This window comes from Janthinobacterium silvisoli (assembly GCF_014200725.1).
In the GTDB taxonomy this organism is placed as follows: domain Bacteria; phylum Pseudomonadota; class Gammaproteobacteria; order Burkholderiales; family Burkholderiaceae_D; genus Janthinobacterium.
The window spans coordinates 890,903-914,340 of the sequence record NZ_JACHCL010000001.1; the positions used below are offsets into that span (position 1 = coordinate 890,903).

General features: G+C 60.4%; 23 protein-coding genes. 10 read left to right on the forward strand and 13 right to left on the reverse strand.

The features are described from left to right. Window positions 1–59 precede the first annotated feature (59 nt). Both HDE75_RS03995 and HDE75_RS04000 read right to left on the reverse strand, forming a co-directional pair. Entirely contained in the window at window positions 60–407 is a 348-nt protein-coding gene (locus HDE75_RS03995; protein ID WP_221291750.1) for a hypothetical protein, read from the reverse strand. Window positions 408–508: 101 nt separating this feature from the next. Then, the gene (locus HDE75_RS04000) at window positions 509–1,720 is read right to left on the reverse strand and encodes an MFS transporter (protein WP_183676118.1); all 1,212 of its coding nucleotides are present in this window, start codon (window positions 1,718–1,720) and stop codon (window positions 509–511) included. 142 nt (window positions 1,721–1,862) lie between these two features. On the opposite strand from HDE75_RS04000, the gene HDE75_RS04005 reads away from it, so the two are divergent. Then, window positions 1,863–2,099 carry a DUF3820 family protein gene (locus HDE75_RS04005; protein ID WP_183676117.1) on the forward strand — a complete coding sequence of 79 codons (237 nt, stop codon included), beginning with the start codon at window positions 1,863–1,865 and terminating at the stop codon, window positions 2,097–2,099. Between the two features lie 8 nt (window positions 2,100–2,107). On the opposite strand, the gene HDE75_RS04010 is transcribed toward HDE75_RS04005, so the two are convergent. Both HDE75_RS04010 and HDE75_RS04015 read right to left on the reverse strand, forming a co-directional pair. Next, the gene (locus HDE75_RS04010; RefSeq protein WP_183676116.1) at window positions 2,108–2,491 is read right to left on the reverse strand and encodes a glutaredoxin domain-containing protein; all 384 of its coding nucleotides are present in this window, start codon (window positions 2,489–2,491) and stop codon (window positions 2,108–2,110) included. A gap of 70 nt (window positions 2,492–2,561) precedes the next feature. Continuing rightward, on the reverse strand, window positions 2,562–3,047 hold the full coding sequence (locus HDE75_RS04015) for an Lrp/AsnC family transcriptional regulator (RefSeq protein WP_183676115.1): 486 nt from the start codon (window positions 3,045–3,047) through the stop codon (window positions 2,562–2,564). Window positions 3,048–3,123: 76 nt separating this feature from the next. Between HDE75_RS04015 and HDE75_RS04020 the strand changes: the two genes are divergently transcribed. After that, on the forward strand, window positions 3,124–4,002 hold the full coding sequence (locus tag HDE75_RS04020; protein ID WP_183676114.1) for an EamA family transporter: 879 nt from the start codon (window positions 3,124–3,126) through the stop codon (window positions 4,000–4,002). An 8-nt stretch (window positions 4,003–4,010) separates the two neighbouring features. Here the strand turns inward: HDE75_RS04020 and HDE75_RS04025 are convergent, their stop codons facing one another. Then, complete coding sequence (locus HDE75_RS04025) at window positions 4,011–5,234, reverse strand: MFS transporter (protein WP_183676113.1); 1,224 nt, start codon at window positions 5,232–5,234, stop codon at window positions 4,011–4,013. 88 nt (window positions 5,235–5,322) lie between these two features. Here HDE75_RS04025 and HDE75_RS04030 point away from each other — a divergent pair, with 88 nt between their 5' ends. After that, entirely contained in the window at window positions 5,323–6,252 is a 930-nt protein-coding gene (locus tag HDE75_RS04030; RefSeq protein ID WP_260173674.1) for a LysR family transcriptional regulator, read from the forward strand. On the opposite strand, the gene HDE75_RS04035 is transcribed toward HDE75_RS04030, so the two are convergent. Continuing rightward, window positions 6,249–8,411 (reverse strand): putative bifunctional diguanylate cyclase/phosphodiesterase, encoded by a 2,163-nt coding sequence (locus HDE75_RS04035; protein WP_183676112.1) that lies wholly within the window; start codon window positions 8,409–8,411, stop codon window positions 6,249–6,251. The genes HDE75_RS04030 and HDE75_RS04035 overlap by 4 nt on opposite strands. A 196-nt stretch (window positions 8,412–8,607) precedes the next feature. Continuing rightward, entirely contained in the window at window positions 8,608–9,537 is a 930-nt protein-coding gene (locus HDE75_RS04040; protein WP_183676111.1) for a LysR substrate-binding domain-containing protein, read from the reverse strand. Window positions 9,538–9,684: 147 nt separating this feature from the next. Between HDE75_RS04040 and HDE75_RS04045 the strand changes: the two genes are divergently transcribed. From HDE75_RS04045 to HDE75_RS04060, 4 genes are all read left to right on the forward strand, one after another. Further along, window positions 9,685–10,386 (forward strand): pirin family protein, encoded by a 702-nt coding sequence (locus tag HDE75_RS04045; protein WP_183676110.1) that lies wholly within the window; start codon window positions 9,685–9,687, stop codon window positions 10,384–10,386. Window positions 10,387–10,539: 153 nt separating this feature from the next. Further along, on the forward strand, window positions 10,540–11,205 hold the full coding sequence (gene ribA / locus HDE75_RS04050) for a GTP cyclohydrolase II (RefSeq protein WP_260173675.1): 666 nt from the start codon (window positions 10,540–10,542) through the stop codon (window positions 11,203–11,205). Window positions 11,206–11,280: 75 nt separating this feature from the next. Next, on the forward strand, window positions 11,281–12,660 hold the full coding sequence (locus HDE75_RS04055) for a S1 family peptidase (RefSeq protein WP_183676108.1): 1,380 nt from the start codon (window positions 11,281–11,283) through the stop codon (window positions 12,658–12,660). Further along, window positions 12,660–13,664 carry an FHA domain-containing protein gene (locus HDE75_RS04060; protein ID WP_183676107.1) on the forward strand — a complete coding sequence of 335 codons (1,005 nt, stop codon included), beginning with the start codon at window positions 12,660–12,662 and terminating at the stop codon, window positions 13,662–13,664. The genes HDE75_RS04055 and HDE75_RS04060 overlap by 1 nt, the downstream gene beginning before the upstream one ends. A gap of 27 nt (window positions 13,665–13,691) precedes the next feature. Here HDE75_RS04060 and HDE75_RS04065 read toward each other — a convergent pair whose 3' ends face one another. Then, window positions 13,692–14,306: a hypothetical protein gene (locus HDE75_RS04065; protein WP_183676106.1), complete on the reverse strand. Its 615-nt coding sequence runs from the start codon at window positions 14,304–14,306 to the stop codon at window positions 13,692–13,694. 584 nt (window positions 14,307–14,890) lie between these two features. Continuing rightward, the gene (locus tag HDE75_RS04070) at window positions 14,891–15,553 is read right to left on the reverse strand and encodes a CCXG family PEP-CTERM protein (protein WP_183676105.1); all 663 of its coding nucleotides are present in this window, start codon (window positions 15,551–15,553) and stop codon (window positions 14,891–14,893) included. A 459-nt stretch (window positions 15,554–16,012) separates the two neighbouring features. On the opposite strand from HDE75_RS04070, the gene HDE75_RS04075 reads away from it, so the two are divergent. Further along, window positions 16,013–16,342, forward strand: a complete 330-nt coding sequence (locus HDE75_RS04075; protein WP_183676104.1) for an MmcQ/YjbR family DNA-binding protein — start codon at window positions 16,013–16,015, stop codon at window positions 16,340–16,342. Window positions 16,343–16,347: 5 nt separating this feature from the next. On the opposite strand, the gene HDE75_RS04080 is transcribed toward HDE75_RS04075, so the two are convergent. After that, on the reverse strand, window positions 16,348–16,968 hold the full coding sequence (locus HDE75_RS04080; RefSeq protein ID WP_183676103.1) for a TetR/AcrR family transcriptional regulator: 621 nt from the start codon (window positions 16,966–16,968) through the stop codon (window positions 16,348–16,350). Window positions 16,969–17,097: 129 nt separating this feature from the next. Here HDE75_RS04080 and HDE75_RS04085 point away from each other — a divergent pair, with 129 nt between their 5' ends. Beyond that, window positions 17,098–18,339: an MFS transporter gene (locus HDE75_RS04085; protein ID WP_183676102.1), complete on the forward strand. Its 1,242-nt coding sequence runs from the start codon at window positions 17,098–17,100 to the stop codon at window positions 18,337–18,339. Between the two features lie 11 nt (window positions 18,340–18,350). Here HDE75_RS04085 and HDE75_RS04090 read toward each other — a convergent pair whose 3' ends face one another. The 3 genes from HDE75_RS04090 to HDE75_RS04100 all read right to left on the reverse strand — a co-directional run bounded on the left by HDE75_RS04090 (window position 18,351) and on the right by HDE75_RS04100 (window position 22,012). Then, window positions 18,351–18,653: a hypothetical protein gene (locus tag HDE75_RS04090; protein WP_183676101.1), complete on the reverse strand. Its 303-nt coding sequence runs from the start codon at window positions 18,651–18,653 to the stop codon at window positions 18,351–18,353. A gap of 59 nt (window positions 18,654–18,712) precedes the next feature. After that, window positions 18,713–19,888, reverse strand: a complete 1,176-nt coding sequence (locus HDE75_RS04095; protein ID WP_183676100.1) for a PQQ-dependent sugar dehydrogenase — start codon at window positions 19,886–19,888, stop codon at window positions 18,713–18,715. 114 nt (window positions 19,889–20,002) lie between these two features. Then, window positions 20,003–22,012: a PKD domain-containing protein gene (locus HDE75_RS04100; RefSeq protein ID WP_183676099.1), complete on the reverse strand. Its 2,010-nt coding sequence runs from the start codon at window positions 22,010–22,012 to the stop codon at window positions 20,003–20,005. Between the two features lie 256 nt (window positions 22,013–22,268). Here HDE75_RS04100 and HDE75_RS04105 point away from each other — a divergent pair, with 256 nt between their 5' ends. Further along, entirely contained in the window at window positions 22,269–23,438 is a 1,170-nt protein-coding gene (locus HDE75_RS04105) for an efflux RND transporter periplasmic adaptor subunit (RefSeq protein ID WP_183676098.1), read from the forward strand.

A 23,438-nucleotide genomic window follows, 5' to 3' on the forward strand; every position in this document is an offset into this window, starting at 1 on the left:
AATCTCTTGCCTGGCGATCTGCACTACCAGCACAAGCCGCAATCGCCCCCGGCAATGAACTAATTGTCCTGCACCTCAAAATACATCAACGTTTCTGATACAGGCTGATCATTGCATTCCCCTGTGCCGCGAAGCACTACCGTTTTACCCGCAGCAAACGCCATGAGCAAGCCTGCATAATATTCCTTGGCACGGGGCCGCTTCATGGAAAAAGACAGGTAATTACCGTTCCCGCCATGGCAAGCTGGAGCATCCTTCACCCCGCCCGCCGGGAAGACATAGACAAGGTCGCCCTGCTCATACACCAGAATGGAGCCGATCTTGGCAATGGTTAAACCGGCGCAGGCCATGCTACTGAGCGATAAACCGAATATCACTCCCAACATTTGCAGATAAATTTTCGTCATACCCATCCTTATTTGAAAAATATCATTATAATATTTTCAAAAGAGAAATAGTAAGATAAGGAGAATATTACTCCGCTGCAGCATAAATCAGATATCTCTGCTTAATGCCCTGCCGCGTGGATTGATTTTTCGCCGCCTGCCCGTACGGTTATCGGATAAAGCCGATCCAGCCTGCCGCTCAGGACCGTCAAACCAAATGCCCCCAGTACTACCAGCGCGCCGATCCAGCCCGTGTGGATCAAGCCCAGGTGTTCGACGATCAGGCCGCCACCCCAGGCGCCGCCGGCAATGCCCAGGTTAAACGCGGCAATGTTCAAGCCCGAAGCCACGTCGACGGCGCGCGGCGTGAAGTGTTCGGCTTGCCGCACCACATACACTTGCAGGCCAGCCACGTTACCGAAGGCGACGGCACCCCACAGCAGCACGGTGGCCACTACCAGCCACGGATACGGTGCGGTAAAGGTCAGCACCAGCAATACTGCAGCCAGCAACAGGAAGATCAACTTCAGGGCGTTGACAGGCCCCCGTTTGTCGGCCAGTTTGCCGCCCCAGATATTGCCGAAAGCTACCGACAGACCATACACCAGCATGACCAGGCCCACGGCGCTGGCGCCAAAACCCGACACCTGCTGCAATATCGGCGCCAGATAGGTAAAGGCGATAAACGAGCCGCCGTAGCCGACCGCCGTCATCGCGTACACCAGCAGCAAGCGTGGCTGGGCCAGTACCTGCACTTGCTGCAGCAGGGAAGCGGGCTTGCTGTGTGCGATGGTGGACGGCACATACAGCAGGCTGCCGACAAAGGCGAGCAAGCCCAGCGCCGAGACAGCCAGGAAAGTTTCGCGCCAGCCGAAATGCTGGCCAATAAAGGTGCCCAACGGCACGCCTGTGACCAGGGCAACGGTCAGGCCGGTAAACATGATGGCGATCGCGCTGGCTGCCTTGTCCTTGGGCACCAGCGAAGTGGCGATGGTGGAACCGATGGAAAAGAAAACGCCATGCGCCAGGCCGGTCAGGATGCGGGCGATGATCAGGGATTCATAGCTGGGCGCTTTCCAGGCCAGCAAATTACCCAGGGTGAATAGCACCATCAGCGACAAGAGCAAGGTCTTGCGGGGCACCTTGCCCGTCAGTGCAGTCAGCACAGGTGCGCCGATGGCCACGCCCAGCGCGTACAGGCTGACCAGCAAGCCGGCCGATGGCAGGTTCACGCCCAGGTCGGCGGCGATGGTGGGCAATAGCCCGACGATGACAAACTCGGTGGTTCCGATGGCAAATGCGCTGATGGTCAGCGCGAGCAGGGCAATAGGCATGACAGACTCCGAAAAGATAATGTCATGCAGTATCGGGGTTTTCTTTGTTTCGAAAAACACTTCATCAGGCAGATGATAATTGCGCCAAAATCAACAATAGAACGTTCTGCTACACTGGCTACATCACGACGGAATCCCCACCATGAATTCAGAAAAATTGGCGCTGCTGGTCGCGCGCGAAATGCCCTATGGAAAATACAAAGGAAGGCTGCTGGCGGACTTGCCTGGCCATTACCTGGGCTGGTTCGCGCGCGAGGGTTTCCCCTCGGGCGAACTGGGCAGCCTGATCGCACTCATGTACGAACTCGATCACAACGATCTGCGCAGCTTGCTGGACCCGCTGCGCACGCACAAGTCGCCCTGGCGGCCTGGGGAGTAAGGAGCCGCTTAAAATTCGCGGATTTTCTTGGCCAGCATCGCGCTGAACTCGCCATTTTCCACCAGCTTTTGTAATTCGCTGGCGCCACCGACCAGCACGCCGTTGACGAAGACCATCGGGAAAGTCGGCCAGCCCGACCACATCTTGAGGGCATTGCGGCGGTGCCACTGGTTCAGGTAGCTACCATATTGCAGGTACTGATACGGCGTGCCCAGCACGTCGAGGATCTTGCGTGCCTTGCGCGGGTAGGGATTGAGCGCCATGCCGACCACTACCACCTGGTGCGCGCTGATCGCTGCCTGCACTTCGCGCACGATATCTGCGTGCTTGCTACCGATCAATGGGCGGGCGGCGGGATGAATCTGGCTTTCGTCGAGTATGGCGCGGGTCATGGAAGTCCTGTAGAGATGGGCACCTGAGGGTGCGAATCACACATTGTGCCATGCCGATGCGCTGCTCTGCTTAACTGTCACCCAGCGGCACATATTGCCCCACTTTCAGGCAAGTCAACGCCACCGAGGTGCGGAAGCGCCGCACATTGTCGTCGCCACCGAACAATCGCTCCGTCAGCGCTTCGTATTCGGCCATGGTGCTGGCCGTGATCACCAGCAGATAATCGGCTTCGCCGGTAATGCCATAACACTGCTGTATGGCAGGCTCGGCCAGTATGCGGGCGCGCAAGCCCGCCGTGCGCTGCGGGTGTTCGTCGTGCAGATGCACTTCCACCGTCAAGGTCAAGGGGCGGCCCAGGCGGCTGGCGTCGAGCACGGCCACCTCGGCGCGGATCACGCCGCTTTCACGCAGGCGCCGGATGCGCCGCTGCACGGCCGGCGCCGACAGATGCACGGCCTGGGCGATCTCGCGCTGCGAAATCATGTTGTCGCGCTGAAGGATTTCCAGGATGGCCAGGTCAAAGGTATCGAGGGCGGCGAGCGAAAGTTGCGTCATGGGTGTGTAAATGCAGTGCAAATATCGGGATAGACACAATAAACTTTCGGCATTGCACTTTCAACCTATTTCACCGATGACACTTTCACGCTATTCCGCCCTGATTCCCTTTCTGGCCATCCTGGCCTCTGTCACCTCGCTCGGCCTGGGCACCTCGTGGGCCAAGCACACGCTGTTTCCACTGGTCGGTGCGCAGGGTACGACGGCCGTGCGCGTGGGGTTTTCGGCGCTGTTGCTGCTGCTGTTCTGGCGCCCGTGGCGCTGGTCATTGCGCCGCGCGGACGCCCGTGCGGTAGTCTTGTATGGCGCGGCGCTGGGCGCCATGAACCTGTGTTTTTACCTGGCCCTGCGCACGATCCCGTTTGGCATTGCCGTGGCGATCGAGTTTGCCGGACCGCTGACGGTGGCGCTGCTGTCCTCGCGCCGCCCGCTGGACTTCGCCTGGGTGGCGTTGGCCATCACGGGACTGGGAGTGTTGCTGCCGTTCGGACACAATGTCAGCGGCCTGGACCCGACCGGCGTGGCCTTCGCGATGGCGGCCGCCGTGTTCTGGGCTAGTTATATCGTGTTCGGCAAGCGCGCCAGCCACTTGCATGCGGGGCATTCAGTGTCGCTTGGCCTGCTCGCGGCCGCCGTGGTGGTGGTGCCGGTGGGTGTGCTCCATGCCGGCAGCGCCCTGCTGTCGCCCACGGTGTTGCTGGTGGGGCTGGGCGTGGCGCTGATATCGAGTGCGATTCCGATTTCGCTGGAAATGGTGGCGCTCAAGCGCTTGCCACCACAAGCTTTCGGCATCATTACCAGCATGGAGCCGGCCGTGGCCGCCATCCTGGCTTTGATACTGCTGGACGAATACCTGAGCACCGTCCAATGGCTGGCCATCGCCATGATCATGGCGGCGTCGATGGGCAGCTCGGTGACGGCACAGCGCAGACAAGATCCCGCCGTCACTGCCTGATTAATGGACTAATGCGCGCCCGCTCCCGCCACATGCGAGGCCAGGTTCTTGCGGGCCAACCAGGCCAGCGGCAGCAAGGCCAGCAGCGCGGCGACCATGCCGGCCCAGGGTGAAGCGGCCATCAGGTGGCGCGACACCATCAGCGCACCCAGCATGGACCCAAACGAGATACCCAGATTAAAAGCCGAGATATTCAGGCCGGAAGCGAAATCCACCGCTTTCGGCGTGTAGCGCTCGGCCGTGGCCAGCATGCCGGACTGCAAGGCCGGTGACAGGCCAAAAGCGAAGAAGCCCCAGATAAACAGCATCACCGGCATCAGCCATTGCGAGCTGATGCTCAAGGCCAAGGCCACTTGCGTAACCGCCAGCGCCAGCAAGATCATGCGCAGCGCCTTTTGCCAGCCGTAATGACTGGTCAGATAACCGCCAGCCAGATTACCGGTAAAGGTGGCGGCGCCAAACACGATCAGCAAGGCACTGGCGACAGTGGCAGAAAAGCCCGTAATATCGGTCAAGATCGGCGTAATGAAGGTAAAGGCGGCAAAGCTGCTGCCAAAGCCGAAGGTGGTGACGGCCATCATGGTCAGGATGGGGCCGCTACCCAGGGCGGCCAATTGCGTTGCCGCCTTGCCGCCAGCGCCTTGCGGCAAGCCGGTCGGCAACCAGCGCGCCATGGCAGTCAAGCCCAGCGCAGCCAATACCACGACGGCAAAGAAAGGCAGACGCCAGCCCAGCAAATTGCCGAGGAAGCTGCCCAGCGGCACGCCGACCACCATGGCCAGGGTCAAACCCGCAAACATCACGGAAATCGCCCTGCCCGCCTGCGCCTTCGGTACCAGACCAGCTGCCACCGTGGCGCCGATGGCAAAGAAAGTACCGTGCGCCACGGCCGTGATGACACGGCCAAACAGCAGGATTTCAAAGCTATGCGAAAAGGCCGCCAGCAGATTGCCGGCCAGGAACACCGACATCAGCCCCAGCAAGGCGCCCTTGCGCGGCAGGCGCGACATGGCGATCACCAGCAGCGGCGTGCCGACGGCCAGCGCCAGCGCATACAGGCTGACCAGCGAGCCAGCCGATTCAATCGAGATGCCCAGGTCTTTGGCAATCGCCGGCAAGATGCCGACGACGATAAATTCGGTTACGCCGATGGCGAAGGCGCCGACGGCCAGCGACAGCACGCCGGGCGGCATTCTGGTTGAAACAGGGCTTACAGGGATTGCGGTAGTCATTACTCTTCTCCGGCAGATCATTCAAGCCGGACAGTGTATCGACCTCCCGTCTTTTGATATAGACTCTTATAATGGAAACACCTGTGAAATGGATTCAATAATGGCGCGCCAGGATATCAACCGCTCGTTCGAAATGGCGGTCTTCGCGGCCGTGGTGGAAGCCGGCGCGTTTTCCGCTGCGGCGCGGCGCCTGGAACTGACGCCATCGGCTGTCAGCAAACTGGTCAACCGCCTGGAAGCGCGGCTCGGTACGCGCTTGCTCCAGCGCAGCACGCGCCAATTGCACACCACGCCCGAGGGCGACGCCTTTTACGTGCAATGCAAACGCATCCTGGACGATATCAACAGCGCCGAACGCGAGGCGGCGCACGGTGCGGCGCCGCGCGGGCGGCTGCGCATCAATTGCTTCGTGCCCTTTGGCGTGCACTATCTGCTGCCCATCCTGCCCGAGTTCAGCGAGCGTTACCCCGACATCCTGCTCGACGTGGTGGTCAGCGATGCCGTGGTCGACTTGCTGGAAGACCGCACCGATATCGCCATCCGCACGGGCCGCCTGAAGGAATCGAACCTGGTCGCGCGCAAGCTGGGCGAAGATTGCATGATCGTCGCTGCGTCGCCCGCTTATCTGGCGCGCCACGGCACGCCACGCACGCCGCAGGAACTCACAGGACACAAACTGCTGGGATTTAATTTCCGGCACCAGAAGGAAGCCTGGCCCTTCCGCGATGGCGCGGGCGGCAGCGTCCACATCACGCCGCAGGGTGGCATCCTGGTCAGCGATGGCGAAAGCATGCGCCAGCTGGCGCTGGCCGGCATGGGATTGGGACGCTTCATGAGCCAGCACGTGCGCGACGATATCGCCCAGGGCCGGCTGGTGCCGCTGCTGGAAGACTACAGCACCGGCGATGGCGAAATCGTGCACGCCGTCTTCATGGGGCCGGGCTTGCAAGTGCCGGCCCGGGTCCGGGTGATGCTCGATTTCCTGCTGGAAAAGGTCAAGCTATCGCGTCCGTGCTAGTAAGCGGGCTCCTCACCCAGCAGCAAGCGCTTGTCTTCCAGTAGCATGGCTTCGAATTCCGCTGCGGGCACGGCGGGGCTGAACAGATAGCCCTGCAACTGATCACAGCCCAGTTCGCGCAGGAAATGCATCTGCTCGGCCGTTTCCACGCCTTCGGCGACAATTTCCTGGCGCAACTGCTGCGCCATGGTGACGATGGCGCGGGCGATAGCGCAATCGTTTTGCTCGAACGGCAAGCCGATGACAAACGAGCGGTCGATCTTGAGCGTGCTGATGGGAAATTTCTTCAGATAAGCCAGGCTGGAATAACCGGTGCCGAAATCATCCAAGGCCAGCGCCAGCCCCATGGCCACCAATTCATTCATGATGCCGATCACCGTGTCGGCGCCGCGCATCAGCAGGCTTTCGGTGATTTCCAGCATGATCTGCTGGGGCCGCACGCGGTGCCGCGCCAGCACCGCCGCTATGCGCGCCGGCAATTGCGCATCGAACTGGCGCGCCGACAGATTGACGGCGATGGCCGGCATCTGCAAGCCGCGGTCTTCCCAGCTGCGGATCTGGCGGCACGCTTCGTCCAGCACCCAGGTGCCCAGTTCCAGGATCAGGCTGGTCTCTTCGGCGACGGGAATGAACACGCCGGGAGAAACCATGCCGCGCATCGGATGCTTCCAGCGCAACAAGGCTTCCGCGCCCACGATACGCCCTGTGGCCAGGCTCACTTTCGGCTGGTAATGCAGTTCCAGCTCCTTGTCACCCAGCGCCAGGCGCATTTCGCTTTCCAGGCGCAAATGTTCCTTGGCGCGCCGGTTCATGTCTTCGCGGTAAAACAAAAACGTCGACTCGATATTCTGCCCCGCCTTGGCCACGGCCACGTCGGCAAAGCGGAACAGGGCCGGCGCTTCCAGGCCATCTTCGGGATACACCGTGATGCCGATGCTGGCGCCCACATGCAAGGCGTGCGCATCGATATTGATCGGCGCTTCCAACAGGTTCAGCAACTTTTGCGCCACATTGGCCGCATGCTCGCGCTTTTCGATATGCAGCAAGGCGACGACGAATTTATTGTTATCCACGCGGGCCAGGATGTCGGCGTCGCGCAGGGCTGCGCGGAACAGCTGGCCGATGGCGATCACCAGCTGGTCGCCCACTTCATGGCCCAGGGTATCGCTGATCGAACCGATGCGGTTGATATCGATCACCATCAGCGCGCCATGCGTGCCCTGCCGCTTGGCTTCGGCCAGGCCCTGGTCCACCAGTTGGTTCAGCAGGCAGCGGTTGGGCAAGCCCGTCAGGCTGTCGTAATTGGCCATGCGCTGCATGCGCGCTTCGGCATCCTTGTGCACGCTGATATCGGAAAACAGGGAAAACACATGGCTGATTTCGCCGAACTCATCGCGCACCACGCTGATGGTCACGTCTTGCGGAAACAGTTCGCCATTCTTGCGCTTGCCGATGATCTCGCCGCGCCAGGAACCATGACCGCGCATGGCGGCGCGTACCTTGGCGCGAAAATCCGGGTCGTGCACGCCCGAGCGCAGCAAGTCCGGCGTGCGGCCGATCGCTTCGGCCGGCGAATAGCCGGTAATGCGGGAAAACGAACTGTTGATCGAGACGATGCGCTCTTCGGCATCCGTGATCAGCACGCCCTGCTCGCTGTCTTCGATGATGCGTGCATGCAATTTCACCTTGTCGACATCGGACAGCGGCTCGCTCAGCGCGCACAGGCGCACGGCCATGCCGGCCACCTTGCCCGCCTGGTCGTGCATCACATGGCGATGCATGCGCAGCCAGGTGACCATGCCCGACTTCTTGCGCCGGCGCACATCGGTAGCCACATCGCCCTGCATCGAATGGAGCTCCAGGATGCCCTCTTCGGCATTGTCTTCCGGATACAAAAACAGGATGTGCTGGCCCAGCGCTTCAAACTCGGAATAGCCAAACATTTGCTCGGCGCCGTGATTCCAGCCGATCAGGAAACCATCGAGGTCGATTTCGAACAGCGCATCGGCCGGCGCCACGCGCACCACCGGACGGCTGGCGCCGCGCAGCAATTCAAGTTCACTATGCAAACGCGCCAGGGTGGCTGCCTGCTGGGGACCGGCCTGCTCACGGGCTTCCTGGCTCAGGCGCAAACACAGGGCAACTTTGGTTTCAAGCATGACGCCCCCGTTCGTCAACCGGGACAGAGAGGAAATTCAAGGGCGCTACAGTCTGTGTAATCATCAGAATCCCACTATGGGGCTTGGGGGTCGGACAAGAAATACTGTGATTATGTTACCCTGAAAATGTTGGCTTATGTCAACATTTTGCAGCACCCGCAGAATAGCTGGCTGACCAGCCTGCATGGCCGCTGCTTCAGGCATGGGCACGGCCGGGCAGATGCTGCGCCAGCCGGGCAAACACCTCTGGCTCGCGCATGCGCGCCATCCACCAGCGCAGTGCGGCGCCATCCTCGCCCACCCGCCAGGCCAGATAAAACGTTTCCGACGGCTTCGGCTCTTCCACTTCTTTTTCCACCAGTTGGCCACGCGCGATGGAGGCGCGGGCGCAAGGGCCGGGCAAGAAACCAAAACCCAGGCCCAGCACCTGGTAATCAAACTTGATCTGCATGGTCGGCACGCTCAAGGCATCCTGGCCCAGCAACAGCCCTACCGTGCGCGGCGCCAGCTGGCGCGCCGAATCGGCCACCACCACGGCGCGGTGCTGTTGCAAGTCGCTGCGGCTAAGCGGCCCCGGCAGCTGGGCTAGCGGATGCGTAGGCGCCACGGCAAACACGAAATCCATTATGCCGATCGGCTGCGAAATATAGCCGCCACCAGCCGGCCCATCGCCGGGCGCGCCCACCAGCAAGTCCACCCTGCGTTCCAGCAGCGCTTCCCAGGTGCCGGACAAGGTTTCCTGCACCAGCCTCAACCGCGTCTGCTGTGCCGCGCCGTAAAACGCCTGCACGTCATCGGCCAGCGCCACGGCGGAAAACATGGTGTCGAGGCCGATGGCAATTTCCGTCTCCCAGCCCGAGGCCACCCTGCGCACACGGTGTTCCAGGTCTTGCGCGGCTTTTAACAGGTAGCGCCCTTCTTTCAGCAATTCCTGGCCAGCCGCCGTCAGCACGACTTTGGGGCCATGGCGCTGGAATACCTGCACGCCCAAATCATCCTCCAGCTTGGCGACCGTGTACGAGATAGTCGATGGCACTTTGTGCAATTGCTTGCCGGCAGCCGAAAACGAGCCCCGGCGATCGATGGCGTCGACAATTTGCAGCGCTTCCAGGCTCAGTCTTAACATTCGATTTTTTCGATAATTAAACGGTAGATTTTCCGTTTTTCTTTCACGATATGGGCGCCTATACTGTCTTCATCGTGCAGAGAAGGTGCATCAGGCAATAGTCCTTCGAAATTATCGCACATTAACTCATAGAAAATGGAGTCCACCATGTTACAGATACGTCATAGCGCAGAACGCGGTGCAGCCAACCATGGCTGGCTCAATTCCCATCACAGCTTTTCCTTCGGCCATTACCACGATCCGAAACACATGGGCTTCGGCCCCTTGCTGGTCATCAATGAAGACCGGGTAACCCCAGCCCAGGGTTTCGGCACCCACGGCCACCGCGACATGGAAATCATTTCCTATGTGCTCGAAGGCGCGCTGGAACACAAGGACAGCATGGGCACCGGTTCCATCCTGCACTATGGCGACGTGCAGCGCATGAGCGCCGGCAGCGGCGTGCGTCACAGCGAATTCAATCCTTCGCCCACCGAAGGCGTGCACTTCCTGCAAATCTGGATACAGCCGAACGTGACGGGCATCGCCCCCAGCTATGAAGAGAAACATTTCGCGCCGGAAAGCAAACTGGGCAAGCTGCGCCTGATCGCTTCCAGCGATGGCCGCCAGGGTTCCGTGAAAATTCACCAGGATGCGGCCATCTACGCCAGCATCCTGCGCGAAGGCGAGCAGCTCGAGCATGCGCTGGGGGAAGGCCGCACAGCCTATGTGCACCTGATCCGTGGCAGCCTGGTGGTCAACGGCGTGCCCTTGAAAACGGGCGATGCGCTGAAACTGACACAGGAAGCGGTGGTGACCCTGTCGCAAGCGGAAGAAGCAGAAGTATTAGTCTTTGACCTCCCATACTAACGGTATTGCAAAAGGCGGCCCCGGCCACAAGTAAGATGCCTGGCAATGGCAATATCAGGCGGGGGAAATCGTTTTCCCTGCTTTTTGGTATGATGACAGGGCGCGCCAGCACCGCAGTGGTCAGGCGCGCCTTTCTTTTTGAACCTTACTTATATGAGCACAACCATGCAAAGCGGCGCGGACATCCTGACCACAGGCCAATTGGACTACACGACTTCCTGCGCACTGCCGACGCCGTGGGCCCAGTTCACGCTGCACGCCTTTATCGAACACGCAACGGGCAAGGAACACCTGGCCATGGTGCTGGGCGACGTGGGCAACGGCGAACCGGTACTGGCGCGCGTGCATTCCGAATGCCTGACGGGCGACGTGCTGTTTTCGCAACGCTGCGATTGCGGCGCCCAGCTGGAAGGCGCGCTGAAACGCATCGCCGAAGAAGGCCGCGGCATCTTGCTGTATCTGCGCCAGGAAGGACGCGGCATCGGCCTGATCAACAAGATCCGCGCCTACCGTCTGCAAGAAGCGGGCGCCGACACGGTGCAGGCGAATGAACAGCTGGGCTTCAAGGCCGATGCACGCAACTATGCGCTGTGCAAACCGATGTTCGGCCAATTCGGCATCGCCAGCTTGCGCCTGATGACCAATAATCCGCGCAAGATTGCCGCCATGGAAGCGCTGGGCATCGTAGTGGCCGAGCGCGTCCCCCTGCTGGTCAACCGCAATGCCTTCAATCAGCATTATCTCAATACCAAGGCCAGCAAACTTGGCCACATGATGACGCCGGCAACGGCGCCCGCGCTGGAAGACGGCGCCCTGTAATGCCCTGGCCGGCTGCTGGATCACCCCAGACGCCGGCCTGCCCTGGCTTCGCTCCTGCTCACGCTCGAAGGATGCATGAAATACTCACAATTTGCCTTGCTGCTGGCCAGCCTGACCTGCGCCAGCGTCTTCGCCGCCCCGGCCACCACGGCCGCCAAGGCGGCCGTCACCACGCCAACCCCAAGCACTGCCGCCGCCCCGGCCTCCGCTGCGCCTGACCACGCCGCCTTGCCGCCGCCCTCGTCGGCTGCGCAAAAGCTGTACACGGCAGCGCGCGCCGATATCCTGCAAATACGCGTGCTGCTGAAAAACGGCCGCACGCAATCGTCGGTCGGCTCGGGCTTTTTGATCGGCACGGGCAACCTGGTGGTCAGCAATTACCACGTGGTCTCGCAATTCGCGCTCGACCCGGACACCTATGTGGGCGAATGGGTCGACACCAGCGGCCAGCGCGGCAATGTCGAATTGCTGGCCGTCGATGTGCTGCACGACCTGGCCGTGCTGCGCGTGAACCGCCACGGCACGGGCTTTTTCAAGATGCCGGCCCAGCTGGCGCAACTGACGCAAGGCCAATATTTGTATTCGATGGGCAATCCGCTCGACCTGGGTTTTGCCATTTCCGAAGGCGCTTACAACGGCGTCGTCACGCGCAGCTTTTATGACCAGCTGATGTTCACGGGCCCGATCAATGCCGGCATGAGCGGGGGACCCAGCGTTACCGCCAGCGGCGACGTGGCCGGCATCAATGTCTCCAAGCGCCTCGATGGCGAGCTGGTGAGTTTCCTGGTGCCCGCGCGCTACGCCCAGCAATTGCTGGACAAGGTCGCCCACCAGGACAAGCCGCCGAAAGATTTCAAGCCGCTGGTCACCGCGCAATTGCTGGCGCACCAGGAAGTCATGATCGATCGTCTGCTCGACACCCCATTGAGCCTGAAAGCCATGGGGCCGTACCGCGTGCCGGTGCGCGAATCGGACCAGATGCGCTGCTGGGGCCGCTCGAACGCGAAGGCAGACAAACCTTACACGGTAGACAACACCAGCTGCGCCATGGAGTCGGCCATCTATATTTCCGGCGCGCTGCAAACGGGGCAGGTGTCAATGCGCCATGAATTCCTGCGCAGCAGCGACCTGGGCGCCCTGCGCTTTGCACAACTGGCCAGCACCTCATTCAAGAATGAAAGCTTTGGCAGCTACAAAAGCACCCAGCTGACGGGCCCACAGTGCACCGAACGCTTCGTCAAAAATGCCAGCCTGCCGCTGCGCGCCGTACTCTGCGTGCGCGCCTACCGCAAATTCCCCGGCCTGTATGATTTCGCCCTGCTGGCCGCCAGTACCGATGAACCATTGATGAATCTGCAAAGCCGCATCGACGTGCGCGGCGTGTCTTACGACAACGGCATGCGCGCCACCCGCACCTTCCTCGAAGCCTTATCGCGTGACAAGGGGAGCAAATAATGCGTGCCCCTTACTTCATTGAAATCCTGGCCGCCAATGGCGAAGTGCAGCAGCGCCAGCGTATCGAAACATTGCCGATACGTTTAGGGCGCGGCTATGACAACGACTTTATCCTCGACGACGCCCACACGGCAGCCGAGCACGCCATCATCGAGGACGATGGCGAAGGCGGCTTGCTGCTGCGCGATCTGGGCAGCCACAATGGCGTGATCCACCAGGGCAAGCGCCAGCTGCAAGTAGCCTTGACAGGCAACAGCATCGTGCGCCTGGGCCATACCTTGCTGCGCGTGCGCGCCGCCGACCACCCGGTTGCGCCCGAACAAAGCGACACCACCATGCATGGCTGGGAAGGCACCAAGCCCGCGCTGACGGGCCTGGCCATGATCGGCCTGTCGGCCATCTTCAGCAACTGGCTGGGCGACGCCGAGAGTTTCGATCCGATTTCCTATTTGCAAATCCTTACCTACGCGCTGGCTGCCGGCCTGGTGTGGGCCTCGATCTGGGCCGTGGCCAACCGATTGTTTGGCCAGGTGGCCCGCTTCGGCCGCCATTTGTTCATCATCGGCTGCGGCCTGGTGGCGATGGAAGTGTGGGAACTGGCCAGCAATATGGTCGCCTATTCGCTGTCGCTGGAAACACTGACGCGCTATGGCCGGCATATGTTCATCGTCATCGTCTGCTGCATGATCTACTTCCATCTGTGCACGATCAAGCCGCAGCATCCGCGCCGCTTTGCCGTGACCAGCGTGGTGCTGGCGATACTCGGCTCGGCCCTGGTGCTGCTGAGCAATCTGCAACTGAATGGCCGCCTGGCGGACGAACTGTATATGTCGGAACTGTCGCCGCCAGCGCTGCGTCTGGCGCCCGACCATACGACCGAGTCGTTCTTCAAGGATGCCGCCGCCCTCAAGAACAGCGTCGATGCCGAACGGGGCAAAGGCAGCAAGGGCGATGACGACGACGAAGGCGAAGATGATGGCGGCGATGGCGGCAGCGACGGCTGATACGTGTGCAGCCAAGGTGTCAGAAAACTAACAGTTGGCAACCAGTGCCAAGGTCTGAAGCTCCTCGAAATACCTGGGGACCTTCGGCTTGATAATATCCTCGTTGATTTGCAACACGATCGATTTCATCAGGTCAGTTTTGTTCAAGCTGGTAGTTTTCATCACAGCGGCGATTTCATCGGCCATCGCTTGCGTCACCTTGATGGACAGTCGCTTGCGCGCAGGCTCTGCCAGCACCTCAAACTCGGTTTTTTTCTTCAAGGCCCCCACCAGCCGCGCAGACCAGGCTGCGCTTTTGCTGGACTTGCTGACGTAATACATCAATAAGCGCTTCCTGAAATCCGGACTCACGGATGGATCAACACGGTAGCAAGCCAAATCCAGGGCATCTATATAAATCGCCGGGAGCTGCGCTTCAACTGGCACCATCGCCTTGTCACGGCTCGCCTTGATTGCGGGCGTCGATTGCGCAGGAGTCGACACTACCCGATCACAGAGATCACAAACCCCTGCCAGAATATCTTTCGCGACACCCACGCCATCGCTGAAAGGAACATCCCTGCGCTGATAGGTGGTGGCAACCAACGCCTTGCAGTGATAGCAAATCGCTTGGCTCTTGTCGCCTGCCTGCAAAAGTTTCATGATTTCCTCACTGATGTACGCTGATAAAGACCGTGTCCGGATCAACAAAATAAAACTTGATATACCACTTCCTGCATCGGATGACGTGTACCTCGACACTTGGCACGACGTGATGCATGCTGCTTGAGTAGTCCGCTCCCGAACTCGATTCAATCAAGCTAATCACTTCTTCCGGAGTAATGTCACCCCGATGTAAAAGATTCTTGACGTCGATAGCATGACGGACTTCGTGAGAGTAGGCACGCAGGTTCAGGGCCTGCAACACTTTCTGTCTCGCGTATTTGTAGCCCATTCGAGTTTTCATTATACGACGATCCTCGTATTTCGTTTGAGTTTTTACGAAAATATTCGTAACTCCTACATTTCACCTCACCTCACAAATAGTGTCTGATAAATAACCAATAGAGGCCGGCAGAGCACATGTGCCTGCACTCCAGCGATGCTAATCCCCGGCCGCACATCCGATACAATTATCCGCAAACTACAGCTGATTTCTGCGCCTACTCTCCGCACTGGCCAGACAGCAAAAAGCCCGCGCATGCAGTACTGCATGCGCGGGCTTGGTCAATCTGGAGCAGTGGCGCTCAGGCCTTGAACTGGACCGAACGGGTGCGGCGTGCCGTAAAGCCCAGCAAGCCCAGGCCGATCAGCAGCATGGCGTAGGTTGATGGTTCCGGAACGATCGACACCAGGCCGTCGGAAGCGCCGAAACTGGTGAAGTTACCCTTCCCGTACTGGAACTGCACTTGCTGGCTGCCATCGCAGCAGCCTTCCACGCCATAAATGCTCAAGACATGGTTGCCTGGACTCAGGCGCACTGAAGCGCTCAGATATTGGCCGGCATCCGCATAGCTGCCATCCCAGGCCATATCACTCGACTTAAAGTCCAGCGCCACGCCGTCGATGAACATCGCGCCGCCCTTGGCGAAATCCATGCCGGCACGGAAGTTCCACACTCCCGCCTGGGCCGAACCGACGCCGAAATTAATGCTCGACTTGAATGCAACGTTGGCGCCACTGCCGAACACCTTGCTGTTCTTGACGTTATCGTAGCTGCTGATCATGGTCGTACCGTAACCCTTGCCAGGCGCGGCGATAGCGGCGTTCACCACCTCTTGATAGGCGGCGGCACTGGCTTGCGGACCGGCTTCCGAAAAGCCGGTGGAGAGCAAAATGGTGCTGGCGTTGGCATGGACAAACGCAGCGGCGGCGATCAGGAAGAACGCGGCTTTGGAAAAATTTTTCATGATGGTATCCAATAAGGGCATGGAAGCGCTTCAGCTGAGCCACGCTATGTTGAGGCGTGTCAGCGCTGCGCTGGCAATGTCAAAAAGGATGAGCGGCCGGTGGCATGATTTCCCATTAGAAAAAACGGGCTACGGCGCAGAGCGCTGCATTGTCCTGGCAAGGGTTCGGGTTACCGGGACAAAATCAAACGGTTGACGGGTCGGAAGAAACAATGACTCCATTCTAGCCTAATTACTTCTTAAGAAAATTATTTTTTATCATTAAATATTCTTTTGAGGCAAGTATTGCTGCTATGTCGACAGGCTGTTTTCAGATGGCACATTGTCGTTTTCGCACCACAAGAAATGGTGTCGCTGCCGCAAGGTGTGTCTTTCTTTTCACACCAAGGCGCACCACACAATGAAACAGCATGGCAAAATGCATATACGCTACGATTCGTCTGCGAGGAGAAAGAGGAAATGGTTGATCTGGAAGAACTACGCTATCTGGCACTGTCGTTCCCCGACACCACCGAGGAAGAGCACCACGACCGGCCCGCCTTTCGCGTGGGTGGCAAGATCTTCGCCACCCTGCCCGACGACGACCACATCAACGTGCTGCTCGATGCGGAAGCGGCGCACATCGCCACCGTCATCACGCCGTCCGGCTGCGAAAAACTCTGGTGGGGCGAACGCCTGGCCGGCATCACGGTGCGCCTGGCCGATGCGGAACTGGACATGCTGGCCGTGGCCCTGACGGCCGCCTGGCGGCGCAAGGCTCCCAGCGACCTCGCGCGCAGCATCGACTAAAGGAGTTACAAAGGCCAATTCCTGAGAAGCAAAGCCACCATCTCGTGCAATTGCGTCCGCGACACACCGGCCGCTGCCTGGATGGCCATGCCCTGCGACAGGGTCACCACAAAGCGCGCCTGCTGTTCCGGGCACGAATCGGCAGGCAAATCCCCTTCATCCCTGGCGCGCTGCAAGCGCTCGCGCAACTTGATCTCGCCGCGCAGCCGGCGCGCAAACAATTCGTCGCGGATCGGCAAGGCATCGTCGCTGCAAGCGAGCGCCGCATTGACACCCATGCAGCCATGCGGGCCATCGGGCGCCGTCTGTGCATCGACATACTGGGTCAGCAGCGATTCGACCACCTGGCGCGCCGTCGGCTGTTCCAGCGCCGCATCGAAAAACTGCATGCGCGTATCGCTGTAGCGCTCCAGCGCCTTGTGAAACAACTGCTCCTTGTTGCCAAACACGGCATATAAACTGGGCCGGTTCATGCCCATGGCGCGCGTCAGCTCGGGCAGTGAGCTGCCTTCATAGCCTTTTTCCCAAAACACTTTCATGGCGCAATCGAGGGCCTCGTCTTCATCAAAAGTGCGCGGCCGGCCTGTCTTGGCCTTGATGGTCTCTGTTTTTTTATCTTGTTTCATAGTCTGAATTTATATATTCGTTTTTTACCGATCAGTAAAAAATTAATTGACAACGACGTGCGACTTGCCCGATTATATACCGACCAGTTAAAAACACTATCACTACCAATCTGCTTCCTGGAGTATCACATGCAACTACCCTCTTCCCCGTCCACGCCTGGCAGCGCGACGGACAACAAGGACGATACCGCACTGGGGCCCTGGCTGTCCGTCTTGTCGGTCGGCATCGGCGCCTTCGCCCTCGTCACGTCTGAATTCCTGCCAGTCGGCCTGCTGCCAGCCATGGCGGCCGAGCTGGCCATCAGCAAGGGCCAGGCGGGGCTGATGGTCACCACCCCCGGTATTATCGCCGCCTTTGCCGCCATCTTCGTCACCGTTGGTTCGGGCCGCCTGGACCGGCGCATCGTGCTGCTGTCGCTGACAGCCTTGCTGGTGGCATCGAACCTGCTGGTGGCGCTGGCGCCCTCGTATGGCTGGATACTGCTGGGCCGCGCCATGCTGGGCGTGGGCGTCGGTGGTTTCTGGGCCATCGGCACTGCCATCGGGCCGCGCCTGGTATCGATGCAACATGCGCCGCGCGCCATGTCCATCATCTTTGCAGGGGTCTCGCTGGGCACGGTGGCGGGCGTGCCGGCCGGCGCGCTGGTCGGCGAACTGGTGGGCTGGCGCGTGGCCTTCGGCGCGGCCAGCGCCATCGCCGTGCTGGTGTTCATCGCGCAACTATTCCTGCTGCCCAAGCTGCCGCCCACGCAAGCGATCCGCCTGCGCCAGTTGCCGATGATCTTCGGCATCCGCAAGGCCAGGCTGGGCTTGATCGCCACCGCCATGCTGTTTACGGGCCAGTTTGCCGCCTACACCTATATCGCCCCCTTCCTGACGCAAATCTCGCACCTCTCGGCCGGCACCATCAGCGCCATGCTGCTGGTGTATGGCGCGACCGGTTTCATCGGCAACATTATCGGTGGCTGGGCGGCCGGCCGCAGCGAAAGGATGACCTTAACCCTGACGGGCGCCCTGCTGGGCCTGGCTACTCTGGCGCTGGCCGGCTTCGGTAGCAACCAGCTGGCCGCCATGCTGATCGTGGCCATCTGGGGCTTTGGTTTTGGCGCCATGCCGATCGCCGTGCAAACCTGGATGTACAAGGCGGCGCCGCATTTGATGGAAGGCAGTAGCGCCCTGTTCGTCGCCATCATCCAGGTCTCGCTGGCTTGCGGCGCGCTGGTCGGCGGTATCTCGGTAGACCGCCTGGGCGTGGCCAGTGCGATGGTGGTCGGCGGTGTGTTCGCCCTCGGCTGCGCGCTGGCGATCTGGCGCTTTGGCAAGGAACGGGTCAGCACGCAGACAGCCGACTGCACGGCCTGCGAAGCCTGAGTCTACATGCGCTAAATGCGGCCGCGCTTGAATTCGCCGAGGAATTTTTTGACTTCGGCCGGCGTCATGGGCACGTCAGCGTCGCCGTGATAGGCGTATAAAAAAGGCGGGCCGCCCAGGCGGTCCGTCAGCTTGGCCAACAGTAAAAAACGGCTGCCCAAGGGATAAACCTCCAGGTCGCTCAGGCGACGCGAGCACTGCACAGTCAGCTCAGGCGAAAACGCCTGCCCCGGTACGGGGCGAATTTCCACTCTGCCCCTTACTTCGCGCGATTCCACCGCCACCTGCCGGTATGCATACGTATCACGGGCCATGCCGCCACCTCTTTTTTAACAAAGGCGCCATCTTAAGCGAAGACGGCGCCCATGGTCAGCTACTGCGCAACAATGCGCAGCAAGCGGCCATTGTCTTCATCGGTCAAGGCATACAGATAACCGTCCGGCCCCTGCTTGACGTCGCGCACGCGCGCACCGATGTCCAGCCTGTCTTGCCCGATGACATTGCCCTTGGCGTCCAGTGCAACGCGGCGGATATCCTTCGATGCCAGGCCGCCGCTGAACACGCTGCCGCGCCAGGCGGGGATCTTGTCGCCCGTGTAAAACGCCAGGCCGGAAGGTCCCGGCGACGGCACCCAGGCCACGGTCGGATTGATCATGCCGGCCACCTCATGCTTGCCCACCGGCTCGTGCGTCTGGTAATCGGCGCCATACCCCTGCAAAGGCCAGCCATAGTTGCCGCCAGCAACGATCAGATTCAACTCGTCGCCGCCACGCGGGCCATGCTCGGTGGCCCACACGCGGCCCGAGACGGGATCGCGCGCCAAACCCTGTACATTGCGGTGGCCATACGACCAGATTTCCGGCACGGCGCCTTTTGCGGCCAGCGGATTGCCCGGCGCCGGCTTGCCTTCATCCGTCAGGCGCAAAATCGAACCGAGGTGCGTGGCCAGGTTTTGCGCCTGGTCGCGCGCCAGGCGGTCGCCGATGCGCAGCGGTGGATTGCCGCCATCGGCCACGCTCATCAGTAAAGTGCCGTCTGGCAGCCACAGCAGGCGCGAACCGAAATGCTGGCCGCCGCTCTTGTCGGTGCCCACCTTGAACAGGGTCTTGATACCCATTACCTGCTTGCCATCGAACACGCCTTGCACCAGGGTCGTGCGGTTGGCCTCGTTGGTGCCCGTCGACACCGTCATGTAGATGCGCGGATTCGGTTTGTCCGCATCTTGCGGATGGATCACGATATCGAGCAGGCCGCCCTGCCCGCCCGCAAACACGGCCGGCATGCCGAGCAACGGCACGGCCTCGAATTGCTGGCCATTCAGTATATGCAAGGTACCCTGCTTGCTGGTGACCAGCGCGCGGCCGTCGCCCAGCCAGGCGATACCCCAGGGCTGGCGCACGCCATCGGCCACGGTGACGGCTTTCCAGGCTTGCTTGGCGGCAGGCGGCTCGCCCGTGGCGGCCAGTTCGGCGTGGGCCGGCATGGCGGCAAGCCCAAAGGCTCCCAGCAGCAGTGCGGTGGCGAAGTGTGCGCGCTTGATCGTTGGCATCCCGAAATCTCCTTGTCCATATCAATAAAAAAGGCGGCAGGGATGGTTATTTCCATCCCGCCGCCTTCTTAACATAGCATAAATTACAAAGCTGCCGCGCAGGCAACTAATTCATCAACGATAGATCAGGTAATACTTGGCGCGTGCCGTGCTTTTCAAGGCGCCGCCCGTCTGTACCAGTGCCACGGGATCGCCGGCAACCGTATGGAAAATGCCGATACCGTAGCTGGCTTCGCCACCGATCACAGGCAAGGCAACCGTACCTGCAGGGAACAGCAAGTCACCACTGTAGCGGCGGTAGCTGTCCTGGTAGGACGGATCGTTGTAAAAACCCGGGTAATTGTTCGACGCTTCCATTACCAGCGCCTCCGACTTCACGGCCGAATGGCTCATAGACAGCAAGCTGTTATTCAACACAAAACGGCCCACGTATTTCAGTGTCTCGCTGTCGAAATACGTGCCGCTGGACGTAAACACCAGATCCTCCTTGGCCGACAGGAAAAGTGGCGCATTCACCGGGTAGTCCCCATAATTGCCATATGCGCTGCTCAGGATGGCACCGGTTTTTGGATCAATGGTAAAAGTCGACGGAGCATACGACGAACCGACCTGCATGACAAACGCCTTGTTTTTTATTGCCGAAAATACGCCACGCACGTTGCCATAGGCGCCAGAAAAATAATCCAGGCCTGGCAAGAACTGGCCTGTACGCGCATTCAGTACGTTGACATTGGATCGCGACGTACCGATCGATTGGCCGGTCAGGAAAGTCAGACCGTCATTGGTGACAAACACTTCCGTCTGCGAACCTGCGGTGCCGGTCGAGTTCACAAGCTGTCCTGCTACCAGATCGACCAGGCTCACCACGCCCTCATGCAATACGGCGGCCAGCTTGCCGTCCGGGCTCAGATTGAAGGACTTGACCGAGGCAGGCAAACTGATGCTGGTGATCGTCCCGTCGGTCGGATTGATGATTTTCAGGGCATCGGGATTGGCGGCGACCACTACCAGGCGATCGAGTGCCTGGTTGTAGCGCGCTTCCAGCGGAGCAAACGGCAGCGCTACCACGCTCGATGTCGAGGCGTAGGCATTGAGCGTCAGATAGGCAACTGCCGTCTGACGGCCGTTATTGACCGTCAGCGACAATACATACGCGCCTGCCACATCGGGCGTAAACGAAGGAAGATAGGTCGTTGCCGCTGCCAGCACGGCAACCGAACCGGCAGGCCGGCTGTCAACCGCCCAGGAGTAGCTCAGCTTGGCGCCGCCTTCGTCGTAGCTCAGGATGCCACTGGTGACCACTGGCTGGCCAACCGGCACGCTTTGATTGTCGCGGCTGATCACGGCAACCACGCCCCGTATCACGTTGGTCGGTGCCTTGGTGGCGGCGTTCAACTGATACACCGTCTCGGCATATCCGCCTTTGCCATCGGCGCCACGGGCGCGCACTTTGTACAGGCCCAGCAAATCGGCCGAGAAGCGGGCCGTCTGACCGGTGACGACCAGCGCAGCGGTGCTGCCCTGCGGTTTTTCAAACAGTTCCCAGGTGGTCGCGACGACATCGCCATCGGCATCGGTACTGCCCGAGGCATCGAGCACGATGCTCGAACCGGCATACACGTTCAGGGCCGGCTTGACGACCGGTGTCGCCTCATACGTGGCATTGACCACGACAGCCACGTTCGGCACGGTGTTATTGATCAATACCGTGGCATTTTTTTCCGCAGAACCACCCTTGCTATTGGTCACGCGCAATTTGAATACATAGCTGCCCAGCACATCGGCCTGGAAGCTCAGTTTGGCGGCGCTGGCGGCATTCAGGCTGAGATTGCTGCCAGCCGGTTTGGAAACGATGCTCCAGGCAAAGCTCAGCGCATTACCGTCCACATCCTTGCTGCCGCCTGCATCGAGTTCGATCAGGCCGCCCATGCTGCCAGTGGCGTCGGCGCCGGCAACAGCAGCTGCTACGGCGCCGCCAAACAAGATGGCAGGCTGCGGCGCTGCGGCCACTGGCGTGGTGATGGCAGGGTCGCTGCCGCCGCCACCGCAACCGGCCAGCATCGAGATGGCCAGCAAGCTCGCTGCCAGCCATCGCAGTACTGGTCCATGCATATTACTTTTCATAAGACTCCGTTTTCTCGGTATTTCCCGTGGTTATAAAGGTGACGTCTGCGCGTCTCAAAAAATATCAGATCGGCATTATCTCAAAGATAATTAATAAAACGAAATATTATTTCAGAAAAACTATTGATGTCTGATCGGCAATTCCAAAGACAACATTAAAAAACTTTAATGCAATGCAAAGGCTGGGGTAAGCGGGGGACAGGCATAGTGCAATGCAACAAAATCCCGTTACCACCACGACTCTGGAATCGCGTCTATGCCTGCCTTGCTCCGCCTTCGCCCCGTCCTTGTTCCCTGCCTGTGCCTGACCGCGCTGGCAGCCTGCAGCCCTGCCCCGAAAACTGCCACCAGCACCACGCCAGAAGTGACCGTGTTGACGGTGCACCATGGCGCCGTGCCGCTCAGCGTAGAATTACCGGGCCGTACCGCGCCATTCCTGATCGCCGAAGTGCGCGCCCGCGTCGATGGCGTGGTCTTGCAGCGCAGCTATACGGAAGGCGCCGATGTGCGCGCCGGCCAGGCGCTGTACCAGATCGACCCAGCGCCCTACCGCGCCACCCTGGCCAGCGCCGAAGCGGCGCTGCAAAAGGCCGAGGCCAACCTGGCCACCAACGATGCCCAGCTGACCCGCTACAAGGTGCTGATCAAGGGCAACGCCATCAGTCAACAGGCATATGACAACGCACTGGCGGCGCAGCTGCAATCGGCTGCCGACGTGGCCGCCGCGAAAGCAGCCACCACCACCGCCCGCATCAACCTGGGCTACACCAGCGTGGTGTCGCCAATCGCCGGGCGCAGCAGCGTGTCGCAAGTGACGCAAGGCGGTTATGTGCAGGGCGGCCCAGCCACCCTGCTGACCACGGTGCAGCAGATCGATCCGATGTACGTCGACGTGCAGCAGTCGTCGGCCGAAGGCCTGGCGCTGCGCGATGCACTCGCTTCGGGCCGTTTGAAGTCCAACGGTGCAGAGCAGGCGGAAGTGAACCTGACCCTGGAAAACGGCAGCACTTACGCCCACAAGGGCACCCTGGAGTTTTCTGGCGTGACCGTCAACCCGGCCACCGGTTCGGTGACCCTGCGCGCGCGCTTCCCGAATCCTGAACACCTGCTGTTGCCAGGCATGTTCGTGCGCGCCGAAGTGGGCCAGGGCTTGCAGCAGAATGTCATGCAAATTCCATCCTCGTCCGTCACGCGCGACCCGCAGGGCCAGGCCACCGTGATGCTGGCCAATGCCGAGGGCAAGGCGGAGGTGCGCACCGTGGTGGCAAACACCTTGCTGCACGGCCAGTGGCTGGTCGAGAGCGGCTTGAAGGATGGCGAACGCGTGATCATCGGCGGCACGCAAAAACTGGTGCCGGGCGCTGCCGTCAAGGTATTGCCTGAAGCGGCCACGACAGCTCCAGCGGCAGCGCTGGCGCAGAAATAA